The sequence below is a fragment of the Citrobacter sp. CF971 genome (assembly GCF_006385635.1).
Lineage (GTDB): Bacteria > Pseudomonadota > Gammaproteobacteria > Enterobacterales > Enterobacteriaceae > Citrobacter > Citrobacter freundii.
Genome location: NZ_CP041047.1, coordinates 262,065 through 275,142, shown reverse-complemented (window position 1 = coordinate 275,142; position 13,078 = coordinate 262,065). Strand labels below are relative to the sequence as shown.

The following is a 13,078-nucleotide window of genomic DNA, read 5'->3' as shown; positions in this document are numbered from 1 at the left end:
AGGTAAAGCACATGAAACAAAAGTCATTATATATTGCTATTGTTCTGGCACTTCATTGTGCCGCTGCCTATGCAGATAACACAATTGATGAACACCAAATTGACAAAGTTACTGTAATTGGTGATGAGAATAGTGTTACTGGACTATCTCAATGTACACATTCTGACAAATGCGAAGTACCTGATGGGCCGTCAAGCGTTAATGGTAGTTATAACATTATAACTGGTCTATCAAACTACGTTATAACTGGTAATAATAATAAACTTTGAATCGCCACGGGTTTAACAGACACCTCAGAGTCATTTAAGATGGCTTAAAGAGAGGTGCCCATGAGCGGTAAGCGTTATCCCGAAGAGTTTAAAACTGAAGCAGTCAAACAGGTTGTTGATCGCGGTTATTCTGTTGCCAGCGTGGCAACACGTCTCGATATCACCACCCACAGCCTTTACGCCTGGATAAAGAAGTACGGTCCGGACTCATCCACTAACAAAGAACAGTCAGATGCTCAGGCCGAGATCCGCCGACTCCAGAAGGAGTTGAAGCGGGTTACTGACGAACGGGACATATTAAAAAAAGCCGCGGCGTACTTCGCAAAGCTGTCCGACTGAGGTACGCCTTTATCCGTGACAACTCCTGTTGCTGGCCTGTTCGCCTGCTCTGTCGGGTGCTGGATGTTCATCCCAGTGGTTTTTACGCCTGGCTTCAGCAGCCGCATTCACAACGCCATCAGGCAGACCTGAGACTGACAGGACAGATTAAACAGTTCTGGCTGGAATCGGGATGCGTCTATGGTTATCGCAAAATCCATCTGGATCTGCGTGACAGCGGGCAACAGTGCGGAGTCAACAGAGTCTGGAGACTGATGAAACGTGTCGGAATAAAGGCTCAGGTCGGATACCGAAGCCCGCGGGCACGTAAAGGCGAGGCCAGTATCGTGTCACCCAACAGGCTCCAGCGACAGTTCAATCCGGATGCTCCTGATGAGCGTTGGGTAACGGACATAACCTACATCAGGACCCACGAAGGCTGGCTGTATCTTGCCGTTGTTGTTGATCTGTTCTCACGCAAAATTATCGGCTGGTCCATGCAACCCCGGATGACAAAGGACATTGTCCTGAACGCACTGCTGATGGCTGTATGGCGGCGTAATCCCGAAAAACAGGTGCTGGTTCATTCGGATCAGGGCAGTCAGTACACAAGCCATGAGTGGCAGTCGTTCCTGAAATCACACGGCCTGGAGGGCAGCATGAGCCGTCGCGGTAACTGCCATGATAATGCGGTTGCAGAAAGTTTTTTCCAGTTGTTGAAACGTGAACGGATAAAGAAAAAGATCTACGGAACGCGGGAAGAAGCCCGCAGTGATATTTTTGATTACATCGAAATGTTTTATAACAGTAAGCGTCGGCATGGTTCTAGCGAACAGATGTCACCGACAGAATATGAAAACCAGTATTATCAACGGCTCGGAAGTGTCTAGATTATCCGTGGCGATTCACTTGACTACACATATGATCCAAGCTTGAGTTGGTCTAGTTATGCAAACAGTTTTAACGTATATGGTAATTACAATACTGGTACATATTTACAAGGATTAAATATTTTCGGCAGTGCTAATGACGTTTATGGCATTAACGTTGATATAATGGGGTATAGCAACAAGATAAAAGGAAGTGCAATACAGGTCATGGGTAGTTATAACGATCTGGATACTGTAGGTATGGGCGCAATTCTCGGTTCAAGAAACACTGTTACTAATTATGCAGGTTCAATAATCGGCACATTCAACACATTGAGTGGTGGTTCCTATGCTTTGACAATAGGTTCACTTAACAATATTACAGCGTCTCCATTTGGTGACCCCTCCGTGCCTTTTAAATTCGGCAACATCACAATCGGGACGATTAATACCATTACTGATTCAGATGAATCAATCGTACTGGGTAACTACAATACTGTTTCCGATGATAACGCAATCGTTATTGGTAATTACGCATCGGCTTCCAATGGTGGTATTGCCATTGGTTACGGTTCGATCTCCAATAGCGCAGATACAGTATCGTTTGGATCATCAACGGTACAAAGAACGCTGACTAATGTAGCAGATGGTTCCAGCCGGTATGATGCTGTGAACTATGGCCAGCTCATGAATTCGGTTAGTTCGCTTCAGGCATACACCGATAGTGCTATCAGTTCGTACCTCTCATCCATTGGATCTGGTTCTAACACAACGCCACCTATTACCGGAGGAAATGACAATAACGGTACGGACGGCAACGGGACAGGAAGCGGTACAGGGGCTGGTAGCAGTAACGACAATAACCAGGCTGCAACGGATGCTAATACTTATACCGACGAGCGCGAAGTGTCGATTAACGCCCGAACTGATAGTCTTATTGCAACAGAAAGCGCATCCCGGGTTACTGGGGATGCTCAAACACTGCTAAGTGCAAACAGTCATACAGATGCCCGTGAAGCTGTCATCAACTCCAGAACTGATATCCTTGTCGATACTGAGCGCCAGTCGCGGATTGACGGTGACCGCCAGACTCTGGCTTCAGCCAATAGCTACACAAACCAGAAGTTCTCTGACCTTAAAAAGACGGTTGACCGTAATGATAAAAGAGCAAAAGCAGGCTCAGCGAGCGCTATTGCTATCGCGTCTATTCCCTTCCTCAATAACGTTTCTGGCTTTGGTATGGCAATGGGCGCGTACCGAGACCAGGGAGCAATTTCGGGCGGTGCAAATTACGCTATCAACGAAAAAGTAAACGTCCGCTTTAGCATGTCGGCAGATACAGCCGGTGGTGTTGGAGCTGGTGCAGGATTTGCGGTTGGCTTCCAGTAATAATAAAGCATGAATAAAAAAAGCCACTTTTTAGTGGCTTTTTTATTTGGATTAATTGAGTAATCAAAATCAATATTAACATTTCACTACATCTCTTTTTTTGGGGACAGTTTGCAGTCCTTTTTCCTGCGGCAAAATAAATCAATATGTGAAAATGAAACCTCTCTCATTTGGAGCGGTTACTATGAACTTTATCAAACATGTCGCGACTGCGGCACTTTTGGTGGCACTTTCTGCATCAACTTCTGTATTCGCCGATACAGTAAAAACGAACACCGGGAATATCGATACGATTTTCAATGAAAAAGCGTTCAAGAACATTCCTCAGAATTCGCAGGAAGTAAAACGTTTTGTCGTTCCGACTAACGGCATCATCGCATTAGAGATTGATGGGAAAGTTAATTTACTTTCTTCAAATGGCCGCTTTGTTATCCAGGGAACGCTCTATGATACATGGGCTAAAAAACCCCTGACCACCATGAGTGAAATAACCAAAAACGCCAGCATCATCCCAATGAAAGAGCTGAACCTGAATATTGCGGACTTGCGCCCCGCCGTATGGGGCGATGGGCCTAAAAAGGTGATGATATTTACCGCACCAGGTTGTGAAGCCTGTGCAGCCCCGCTTTCCGCACTTGCTGACCTAGACCCGAAAGAATTCACCGTTAGCGTTCTGTCGCTCGGAGCTCTGGGCCCGGCAAGCCAGCAGCGAAATATTGAATTGTATTGCGCATCCGACCGCTACCGCGCAGACCGCGCAATTATTAGCGGCAATTCCGCTCAGAAATTCGACCAGGTAAAGAACTGCGATATGCAGGCTCTGGCTCGACGTGAAGTTACGGCTCAGATACTAGGTGTCAGCATGATCCCTTTCATTGTACGTGATGACGGCTCCTACGTACTCGGCTCACCAAAACAAGGCCTCAAAAACTTTATCGAGAACAAGTAACACTTTCTTGGGAATCCTGGAGGCATTATGAGTGAATCTTTAATTTTTCAGCGACTCAAGAACCTGAAACGTTTTTCTGACTTGTGTCCTGTTCGTGCGTATGACGAATCCAATCATTTGTTTATGTGCGACAACAAATATGTTGGCTTCGGATTTGTATGTCGTCCCTTAAGCGGGACAACCGGCAAGGAGATGACTAACCTTCAAACGTTGCTGTCTTCCAATTTCCCCGCCAAAACTATCGTTCAGTTTGACCTGGTTGCAAGCCCAAACATCGTACAGAAAATTAACCGGATGGATGTATTGCGTATGGATTGTCGAGACGCAATCCTGCGTAACGCAATTTATAACCGCTCTAAATTCCTTCTAAAAAGTACCGAATCGCCAATGAAGCGAACCGGCACTCGTGTCCGAAATTGTGTGCTTCTCATTACAGTAAAAATTCCGATCAAATATAACTATGAAATGCGTGAAGAAGAATTCAATCACGTGAACGAACTGCGAAATGTGTTCGAAACGACGCTGAGCATCACCGGTTTGTGTCCCGGTGCATTGACACGCGAAAGTTACATCGATGTATTGAGCTCCATTTGCAACCAGGGCGAAAGCGCCTCCTGGCGAGACCGGACGCCGGTGCAGCCACAAGAAGATAAATACATTTCAGAACAGTTAGTCGACCACGACCGCATGTTTTTCATTAAGAAAGACTATTGCGGTTTTGGTGACCCGACAGATTCCGAGCTTCGAGGGGAAGCACCTACACCGACAACGTTTGTGAAAACATTGAGTGCGCGAAAATTCCCGAAAAGATTCTTTCCCGGGCAAGCGCAATACTTCCTCGGCGATATGATGAGCGGTGTCACCGGCATTAAATCATCCTGCATCATTTCAATGAGCCTGATTTTCTTTGATCAGCAAAGTGAAAAAACTAAGTTCACATCGAAACGTAACTGGGTTGTTCAGCAAACCAGTGGCCCATTAATTAAGTGGGTTCCATCATTGATTAACTTGCGTGAAGGCTTCGATCTTCTGAGCGAGAAAGTTGATAACAACGACCCAATTTGCAAAGCCAAATTTACGGTATCAATTTTCTCGAACTCAAAAGATGGTGTGTTACGCGCTGCTCAGGAAGCAGCTAGTTATCTGAACACCTATCAGTTTAAGATGATCCCAGATACCTACTATGTTGCGCCAATTTTCCTGTCTGCTCTGCCAATGTTTAACGAAGCATCAGCAGAAAAGTCCATTGGCCGATATCGTACAATGGCACTCAGTGAAGCGATGGTACTTTCGCCTCTCTATGCTGACTGGCAAGGTACGGACAAACCCGCCTTAATGCTGACATCCCGCTCTGGCCAGATCCAATCACTGGACTTGTTTGATTCTGATACTAACTATAACGCCTGTATCGCAGCTGAATCAGGGTCTGGTAAGTCATTCCTGACAAACTACATTATCACCGCCTACAGAAGCCTCGGGGCTAAAGTATGGTGTATTGATGTAGGTGACTCGTACAAAAACATCTGTGAGACCTACCAGGGCGATTATCTCGACTTCAATCCCAAAACCAGGCCATGCCTTAACTTCTTCGAACTGATCGAAGACTATTTCGGCGAGTCTGAAGATGATGACTCCAGTGGTGGTGAAGAAGATCTGATCATTGGATTGTTATCGGTGATGGCCGCGCCTAAAGAAGGTCTGAATTCATTCGAAGAGTCTCGACTTAAACAACACGTAGCTGATCTTGTCCGTGTACACAAGAAAGAGACCACCGTTGATATGGTTGCTGATTCACTGCTACATGATGAAGATCCAGACATTAAACGAATTGGCCATCAGCTCTATCCGTTCACGAGTGCGGGCCAGTACGGGAAATACTTTGTTGGTAAGAACAATATCGACTTCAAAAACCCGTTCACTGTACTTGAGCTTTCCCGACTTGAAAGTTCAGAACACCTTAAACAGGTTGTCCTCCTTCAGCTGATTTATCAAATCCAGCAGGACATGTTCATGGGCGACCGTAGCCAGATGAAGCTGGTCATCATCGATGAGGCCTGGGCGTTGTTATCAGGAAATATCGGGGCATTCATCGAGAAGGGCTATCGTCGGTTCCGTAAATATAATGGAGCTGCAATTACCATCACCCAGTCTATCAACGATATTTACAAAGATAGTATCGGGAAATCGATCGCAGATAACTCAGCCTTTATGCTCTTGCTGGGGCAAAGTGAATCCGCAGTTAACGAAGCCGAAGCTAATAAACGTCTGGCGCTGGACGAGGCCGGTTATCGGTTCCTTAAAACTGTCCGTTCCACGAAAGGTGTTTATTCTGAAATCTTTGTCATATCGAAAGCAGGCCAGGGTATTTGCAGGCTTGTGGTTGACCCGTTCAGCTTACTGCTCTATTCGACTGACCCGAAAGACGTTGCCGCGATAAAGGACAGAAAGTCCCGGGGGATTAATACCGAAGAGGCTATCAACGAAATCCTGGTTGAGCGGGGGTTAGCCGCATGATTAAAACCGCTGCAATCGCCCTGCTGTTTGGTTTCATCGGAGCCGCCCTTTTTGGGCGGTTATTCCCACCAGCCTCGCCCTATGACTATGTAGCAGTCATCAACTTTATGGATGATAAAGGTCACCCGTTAGGTGAAGCCCAGTCAAGGTTGGTGTTAGCTCGCGCTGAGAAGCTTTCAAAGGCGGGATATCTTGTGCTCAATGCCTCAGCACTTTATAGCTACCCAACAGGGCTCCAGATCCCTCAGACCATCAGTACTCAGTAATAGTGGTGGACGAATGAACACACCCAAATCGGTATGGAGCTTAATATTTCGTAAAAAGCGAAGCTGGAGGCAACATATTGTTTTCAGCATTGTTGTTATTTTCTTAACCGCACCGCTGACGCTATACGTGCTTAACCGGTACGAGATTGGTATCGATCCACAAAATAACCAATGTCTTCCTCCGTACCGAATATATCTCGTCGATAAAATGGACAAATCTATCGTCAAGGGGAAAATTTACGCCTTTCATTCTGAGCTAATGCAACCTTATGGCAAAGGACTGAAAATAGTTGATGGCATTGCGGGAGACAAAGTATCCGTTGATCCCGAAGAGACTGCAATTAACGGCTCTATGGTCGGCGAGGGACTGGCATTAGCAGCAGAGTCTGGCCACACCGAACAGGAGCTCACGCGTAGTGGAGTCGTACCGAATGGTCGCCTGTGGATGATGGGGCGCACCAGATACAGTTTTGATTCCCGATACTGGGGATCATTAGACGAGTCGCAAATTATAGGCCGAGCGTATCCATTATGGTAAAAAAAACACCTTTTCGTCTTTCAATACTGCCATTTGTAACCGCTGTTGTTTGCACCCCAACCTGGGCCGAAAGCTCTGGTATTGATTTAAGTGATCTACCGTCAAGGCCGTTAGCCAACTTAGATAACATTCCGACCAGACCGGCTAATAACTATTCGGTCACCGACATTCAAAAAGCTAAGCGTCAATTATCTGCTACTGAATTGAAAGATATTGACAGTCTCATCAAAGCGGCTCGTGATAATCAAAATGTCGCTACCGACCAGGCTACTGACACGGTTAAAGATAATCGAAAAATGATGGGTGAAATGCCCGAGTATAAAAATACAGATGAACTAGTCGATGATGCAGTAAGAGGTGCGCTAGCAAAGTCTGATATGACTAACGAGAAACAAAATAAGCCAGTCGGTGATTTTATTTATATTCTCGTCTCCGCGTCTCTAAGCGATGCTGAAATCACCGACATTCTCAAGTTATATGATGGACGCACGGATATCGCGCTGGTTGTCCAGGGGGCGAAAGATAAAAAGAACCTGCTTGATGAACTGACTCACTGGCAGAGACTTTCCTTCGACTCCAAGTCATCTCTTGCCGTAAACCTTGATCCAACTGTATTCAAAAACTACAACGTCAGCTCTGTACCAACCATTATCCATGAAAAAGATGGTGAGCTGGTGGCCAGGGTGACAGGCATCTATGACATCGCGTACCTGAAAGACAAGACCGGCGACCTTGGTGTGGCCGGGCCCGCAGTTGGGGTCGTGGAGAAGAACCTTATTGATGAATTACAGGAAAGTGTCGCGAAACTCGATTTTGATGGCATGAAGAAAAAGGCCATTGATAACTACTGGCCCCGCCAGGTTTTCCAGGAATTCCCGGAAGCGACAAAGCGAACTACCAGAACCATCGATCCGACGGTCATTATCCCTCAAAACATTACTTCACCTAACGGTGATATCGTTGCGAAACGGGGGCGATTTAACCCGCTAACTGTGATGCCATTTACCATCAAGCTAATCTTTTTCGATGCACGTGAAGAATGGCAACGCCAGTTCGCCAGGTATCAGTTTGAACATACACCTGCCTCCCTCACGCCAATACTGGTCACGACAAACGTGTATGGTGATGGCTGGCAGACCTTCCGTGACACCAAGAAAGAATACGGTGATTTCGCAAGGCTATACATGATTCAGCCAGGCATGGCCGAACGTTATGGTTTGATAAACGTGCCCAGCATTGTGACAGCCGACAGTAAGCGATTCATTAATGATGAATACTCGCGCAAAGATTTTGAGGAGCTGAAATGAAAAAAATACTCTCAGTTCTGAAATCACCCAAGACCCTGGTGCTCGCATGTCTGGCTTTTACTTTCCCGGTTTTGGCCGCTGACGTTTCATCACCCGTACAGAACAAGGTCTGTCATGATAACCAGGTCTTATCAGCGAAACTCATTACCGATGTTTGCTGGAACTGTATTTTCCCGATAAAGCTTGCCGGTATTAATCTGTCGATGACTGGCACTGCACCTGACAATGCAGCATCAGGGACAGTATGTGCCTGTAAGGACGGGCTTAACGTCTATCACCCGGGTGTATTGACCGCGATGTGGGAACCGCGAAAGCTCATTGAGTTAACGAGAACACCCGGGTGTATGTCATCGCTTGGGGGGGTAACCCTCGACCTTGGTAATGATTTGCAGTTTGGCCCGCAGACCGATGGTGCAGCCGAGGAACAACGGGAGCGTTTCTCGATCAGTTTCTACAATGCTCATATGTATGCGATGCCGTTATTAAGAATGCTTGATATGTATCTACCCGGCCAGTGCAATGCCGACCCATACAGCGATTTTGACATCATTAATTTCACGGAGATTGACCCGACCTGGAATAATACGATGCTGGCATTCTTCCAGAACCCGGAATCAGCAGCTGTGGCTAACGTGATAGCAATGCAGGCTTGCGCCGGTGAAGCAGCTGCGCAATTTGCAGGTAAACAGCCTATAGACTCACTTTGGTGGTGTGCCGGTTCCTGGGGTGGGCAGTATCCTTTAACTGGTTCGGTACGGAGTATGGATGCCCCCAGAACAACCAGCCTGGTCGGGATCCGTATGCTGGCCGCAGAACATCGGCGCGGACTGGCCTACCGTTCGATGGGAAACGATACTGTTTGTCGCTCCAAGATTTACCCAACGTTGCCAAAGCAGCAGTACAAATTGAATATGTTCTACCCTACCCCGGAGACAAAAAACAGTCATGAGGTCGGTGAGTCCCCATACCAATGGCAAGGTGGGCCTTTCCGCTATCCAACCGGTAAAGGCCAGGACAGTACCTACATGATTTTCCAGTGGGTAGATTGTTGCCGCACAATGTAATAAAAAAACCCTGCGATGCAGGGTTTTTAATTTTTGTTTTTCGTTGAATTAAGCCTGCCGTTTAATGGCCTCATTCTGATCATCATTCGCTTCATTACTGGCATCCTGCAACACCGGTGTATCCTGGTCTACCTGGGTAGGTTCTGTCTCAGTGCTTCCAGCCAATTCTTTTTCAGCGGCCCGGCCATTGGCCTGATTAAGCTCATCAGCAGATGCCTGCGCGTGACGTTTGAGTGATGCAGCCAGATCACGAATGAGATTATGAAGACGAGACTTAAACTCTTCGACCTCATCCTGATTAAAACAGTTATTTAACCAGAGGGTATCGATGATCTGGTGCAATTTATCAAAGTTCTGAATAATGCGGATAACCCGCATTGCTTGCGGCGTTCTGATGCGAACCTCATGTTCTTTTGGATGGGTGTACCCGACTTCATTGAGGCTGCTGCGTTCTTCTTCTTCTTTTACCGCACGGTTCAGAATAGCAATGTTATTTTCCAGTTCTTTCTCAGGCATGTCGATTACTTCGTTAACTGCCTTCAGTGTACGTTCAATTGCACCACTGTATTTAGCGCCAAGCCGTTCAAGGGCTCGGCTGTTATTGGTCAGATTGAAGAGCGCCTGGGAGATAATGTTAAAATTTCGGGACTGGACACGAATACCTTCCTGTGTGTGAAGAGTAAATTTCACGACAGCTTCAGGATTGGAATATTCGACACGGGTGTTAGGGGTTCGGTTATCCTGAGCCCCACTCTTTTTAGCTTGTTTTACGGTTTGTACCGGTGCTTTAGCCATAACAGAACCTCGGAGTTAATTTGTATGCCAATTGATTAGGCCAAAACTCAGGATAGTTGTCATTGAAAAATGGCTGCAATATGACCATGAAAAACTGACTTGAAAAAATAAACAATTATGCTTAAATGAATAAGAACCGAGCTGACGGACATCAGCACAACTTCCTAGTTAATTTCGCGCTCTACCAGCGCCCACCGGATGACCTCCTCCCGGGTTAACTACGCCTCCTACAGGCCCGAGCATCTCTGATGTGTTTAGGTTAAACCTGACATGTCTCTTTGCTTACCCAAACGGGTATTTTGGTTCTCAATCCCAAACAAAAAAAATTGTTAATCCTTTTAACTCCAGCGAAATCAACAGGTGTGCATTCTTGTGTACATCCGTTTAGTTTACCTTTTAGGTGGCTAAATTTTCGCATTCTAAATTTATAGGTGATCTATGTCTGACCCAATCTCATTAATGGCAGGTATCGTATTTTTTGGTGCTGTGTATTACCGTGCTGAATATATCAGATTCCTTGGCCCAATCTGGCTGGCAATTTTTATAACGGAACGCGGTTTACTATTCACTGGTCTCGGTTTTGTTACTGCGACTGTGTGTGTGGTGGTTGCTTTACTGGTTATTTATAATTCATTCTTTACCAAGTCTGGGAAAAAATCTAATGAATCAACTAATGGAAACATTGTTGAAGGTTCTTCTCAGGGTGGGGCAAATAATGACAAAGCCAAATATACGAACCATCGTTATGAAGGAAAACTTGTTTACCACGGTCTCGAAAACTGGAAACACGATCCTAATAACGATAAAACGTATTTAGTCACAATTCGTAGTGGTGGGAAAGACCATGAAATTTGGGCAATTGGGCTCAAAAGTGCTGTTGCGACTTGTGGGGCACAAGTTGGGGATATCGTTTCAGTCTGGAAAGAGTCTGAAGTGAGAACCGACAAAGCACAAGTTTTTGACGAAGGCGGTAAGGTTACAGGGTATCGTAATCTTTTGAGCGAAAAACGTCGCGGCATTTGGGTTATGCAAGTACTCGCCGAAAGCTAAAATATTCTTAACTCAGGCTATAAGCCTTAACTTTTTAATCTTTTAAATATATGAGGTATATTATGACAATTGTCTATGGTAGTAGCATTGAGCCGGGTGGTATGGAACTGGATGATTACACAATGATTGCAGAGTGCGAAAATTGTGGGAATGACTGCCGACATCGGATTTATGAAGACTGTGTTGCAGGAGCGATAAACCAGCGATTCTCTTATACGTGTAATCACTGCGGTTATCATTCCTGTAACGCTGAAGTATGTGACGTATGCGATAGCATCGAATGCGAAGAACATGCTGGTCGTTATCAGTCTAATATTTTCTTCGAAATGCATGAGCTCATTGAGCTCATGAAAATAGAGGGAGATATACTGGCAATCAGGGCAAAAATCAATGTAGGCGCTCAGGACTTTGGAGATCTTTCAAGGTTAGATGATTGCCTGCATAGGCTCATCTATCCAGGTTATTATGAACGGCGAAATACCAATCTCTATAAAGAGATATCAGATGCATCAACCGACATGGCAATCCAAACATGGAAGCGTCTGGAACGCTTGTTATGCTAATACCTCCCAACAAAAACCCAGCGAAAGCTGGGTTTTTTTCTTTTCTGGATTGACCAACCCAACGTCGTATCATAATCTTATATCGCGGACATACCGCTTAACTTCTTTTAACACTCTTTATTTCGGCAACGCGCCATCCCTGAATGAATATGTTCATTCGCACGGCTTCCCTACGCCCATAGAATTCGACACACGGTGCATCATGCATCGTGTTTTCTGCGCCGTCGAAAAAGGTGTTTTTCCTCTTGTTGAGGATACAGTGAGTCCAGCACTCTAACTGGATGCTTCATCAATCTTTCTAATTCTTGTGCCTATAGCACTAAATTATTCTAACTTTCTTAATTTAAAAATTTATGAGGTATAAACTATGCAATCCAGAGCAAAGGGTATTGTTGCGATAGAACCTAAGTATATGCCCGCATCTGATAATTCAGATTCGTATATTTATTTTCGTTTACGCTGTGACATGTCCATCAGCGGCAAGTCCCAGACCGAGTTCTATTCGATAAAAGCATTTGGTAAAGTCGCGGATTTTCTACGTGACAATATTCAAATGAATACCGAACTGTATATCGAGGCATTAGCTCGATCATTCCGTTATACAAAAAATGGTATTGACCAAATGAGGACTGAGTTTCATGTTTTCATGGCTCGAATCATTCAGACTGGCCAATCAATTGATACCCGTGCAAATGAAACTGTAAAGGCAACATCGACATCAACCGTCACTACGTTATCCCCTGAAGTAGCGCAAAAACTAAAGGACGATATGAAGTGGCAGAAAATGTCTGATGAAGAGGTAAGAACTGCTTCTGAAAAATGGAGAACAGTCTATGCCGAGCAAAAACAGCTTCACCCTGGAAATGAGTCTGTATTACCAGACAACAATAAACAGTCAGAAAAGAAGAAGCCAGACACTTCGCAGAAGTTGGACGCTAAGAATAGAGCCGTGCAGACATCACGTCCGCAAGTGGCTACCTCTAAGCGCCCAGTCAACATGCAAGCCTGGACAACTCTGCCAGCCGATAATTCGACAGCAGCCGTTATTGCAGCCCGTATGAAACTTAATGAACAATTAAGCTCTACCGGGCCGGAAACATTAACCAACGCATATTCATCAGTTCGCGGTTGATATGACTGGTTGCTGATTTATCAGCAACCTTCTTCTTTTTAATTTTTTAATATAT

Annotated in this window: 13 protein-coding genes; 12 read left to right on the top strand and 1 reads right to left on the bottom strand. The window is 45.4% G+C overall.

What is annotated here, in order from left to right:
- Positions 1-11: 11 nt before the first annotated feature.
- The 9 genes from E6P06_RS01670 to E6P06_RS01630 all read left to right on the top strand — a co-directional run bounded on the left by E6P06_RS01670 (position 12) and on the right by E6P06_RS01630 (position 9,483).
- Positions 12-269, top strand: coding sequence for a hypothetical protein (locus E6P06_RS01670; RefSeq protein ID WP_246862877.1), 258 nt, complete (start codon positions 12-14; stop codon positions 267-269).
- Between the two features lie 60 nt (positions 270-329).
- Positions 330-1,477, top strand: a protein-coding gene (locus E6P06_RS01665; protein ID WP_088902985.1) for an IS3 family transposase whose coding sequence is annotated in 2 segments (ribosomal slippage) — positions 330-567 and positions 567-1,477 — 1,149 coding nt in all. Because the reading frame shifts where the segments join, the coding sequence is not laid out codon by codon here.
- A 42-nt stretch (positions 1,478-1,519) separates the two neighbouring features.
- Positions 1,520-2,845, top strand: a complete 1,326-nt coding sequence (locus E6P06_RS01660; protein ID WP_246862876.1) for a YadA-like family protein — start codon at positions 1,520-1,522, stop codon at positions 2,843-2,845.
- A gap of 184 nt (positions 2,846-3,029) precedes the next feature.
- Positions 3,030-3,794: a DsbC family protein gene (locus E6P06_RS01655; RefSeq protein WP_020996197.1), complete on the top strand. Its 765-nt coding sequence runs from the start codon at positions 3,030-3,032 to the stop codon at positions 3,792-3,794.
- A 27-nt stretch (positions 3,795-3,821) separates the two neighbouring features.
- Positions 3,822-6,308, top strand: coding sequence for a type IV secretion system protein TraC (gene traC / locus E6P06_RS01650; RefSeq protein WP_008786642.1), 2,487 nt, complete (start codon positions 3,822-3,824; stop codon positions 6,306-6,308).
- The gene (locus E6P06_RS01645) at positions 6,305-6,574 is read left to right on the top strand and encodes a hypothetical protein (protein WP_008786641.1); all 270 of its coding nucleotides are present in this window, start codon (positions 6,305-6,307) and stop codon (positions 6,572-6,574) included. Before traC ends, E6P06_RS01645 begins: the two co-directional genes overlap by 4 nt.
- Before the next feature lie 13 nt (positions 6,575-6,587).
- Positions 6,588-7,112, top strand: a complete 525-nt coding sequence (gene lepB, locus E6P06_RS01640) for a signal peptidase I (protein WP_008786640.1) — start codon at positions 6,588-6,590, stop codon at positions 7,110-7,112.
- On the top strand, positions 7,106-8,419 hold the full coding sequence (locus E6P06_RS01635; protein ID WP_008786639.1) for a TrbC family F-type conjugative pilus assembly protein: 1,314 nt from the start codon (positions 7,106-7,108) through the stop codon (positions 8,417-8,419). Before lepB ends, E6P06_RS01635 begins: the two co-directional genes overlap by 7 nt.
- Positions 8,416-9,483, top strand: coding sequence for a TraU family protein (locus E6P06_RS01630; RefSeq protein ID WP_020996198.1), 1,068 nt, complete (start codon positions 8,416-8,418; stop codon positions 9,481-9,483). Before E6P06_RS01635 ends, E6P06_RS01630 begins: the two co-directional genes overlap by 4 nt.
- A 48-nt stretch (positions 9,484-9,531) precedes the next feature.
- Here the strand turns inward: E6P06_RS01630 and E6P06_RS01625 are convergent, their stop codons facing one another.
- Complete coding sequence (locus E6P06_RS01625; protein WP_008786637.1) at positions 9,532-10,278, bottom strand: AcaB family transcriptional regulator; 747 nt, start codon at positions 10,276-10,278, stop codon at positions 9,532-9,534.
- A gap of 438 nt (positions 10,279-10,716) precedes the next feature.
- Between E6P06_RS01625 and E6P06_RS01620 the strand changes: the two genes are divergently transcribed.
- From E6P06_RS01620 to E6P06_RS01610, 3 genes are all read left to right on the top strand, one after another.
- Entirely contained in the window at positions 10,717-11,328 is a 612-nt protein-coding gene (locus tag E6P06_RS01620) for a hypothetical protein (RefSeq protein ID WP_008786636.1), read from the top strand.
- A gap of 62 nt (positions 11,329-11,390) precedes the next feature.
- On the top strand, positions 11,391-11,891 hold the full coding sequence (locus tag E6P06_RS01615) for a hypothetical protein (RefSeq protein WP_020996199.1): 501 nt from the start codon (positions 11,391-11,393) through the stop codon (positions 11,889-11,891).
- Between the two features lie 367 nt (positions 11,892-12,258).
- Positions 12,259-13,023 (top strand): single-stranded DNA-binding protein, encoded by a 765-nt coding sequence (locus tag E6P06_RS01610; protein ID WP_008786635.1) that lies wholly within the window; start codon positions 12,259-12,261, stop codon positions 13,021-13,023.
- Positions 13,024-13,078 lie beyond the last annotated feature (55 nt).

What these genes read in the sequence shown, in the direction of transcription:
- E6P06_RS01670 (WP_246862877.1), top strand. Translation starts at nt 12, where the DNA reads ATGAAACAAAAGTCATTATATATTGCTATTGTTCTGGCACTTCATTGT.
- E6P06_RS01655 (WP_020996197.1), top strand. Translation starts at nt 3,030, where the DNA reads ATGAACTTTATCAAACATGTCGCGACTGCGGCACTTTTGGTGGCACTT.
- traC (WP_008786642.1), top strand. Translation starts at nt 3,822, where the DNA reads ATGAGTGAATCTTTAATTTTTCAGCGACTCAAGAACCTGAAACGTTTT.
- E6P06_RS01645 (WP_008786641.1), top strand. Translation starts at nt 6,305, where the DNA reads ATGATTAAAACCGCTGCAATCGCCCTGCTGTTTGGTTTCATCGGAGCC.
- lepB (WP_008786640.1), top strand. Translation starts at nt 6,588, where the DNA reads ATGAACACACCCAAATCGGTATGGAGCTTAATATTTCGTAAAAAGCGA.
- E6P06_RS01635 (WP_008786639.1), top strand. Translation starts at nt 7,106, where the DNA reads ATGGTAAAAAAAACACCTTTTCGTCTTTCAATACTGCCATTTGTAACC.
- E6P06_RS01630 (WP_020996198.1), top strand. Translation starts at nt 8,416, where the DNA reads ATGAAAAAAATACTCTCAGTTCTGAAATCACCCAAGACCCTGGTGCTC.
- E6P06_RS01625 (WP_008786637.1), bottom strand. Translation starts at nt 10,278, where the DNA reads ATGGCTAAAGCACCGGTACAAACCGTAAAACAAGCTAAAAAGAGTGGG.
- E6P06_RS01620 (WP_008786636.1), top strand. Translation starts at nt 10,717, where the DNA reads ATGTCTGACCCAATCTCATTAATGGCAGGTATCGTATTTTTTGGTGCT.
- E6P06_RS01615 (WP_020996199.1), top strand. Translation starts at nt 11,391, where the DNA reads ATGACAATTGTCTATGGTAGTAGCATTGAGCCGGGTGGTATGGAACTG.
- E6P06_RS01610 (WP_008786635.1), top strand. Translation starts at nt 12,259, where the DNA reads ATGCAATCCAGAGCAAAGGGTATTGTTGCGATAGAACCTAAGTATATG.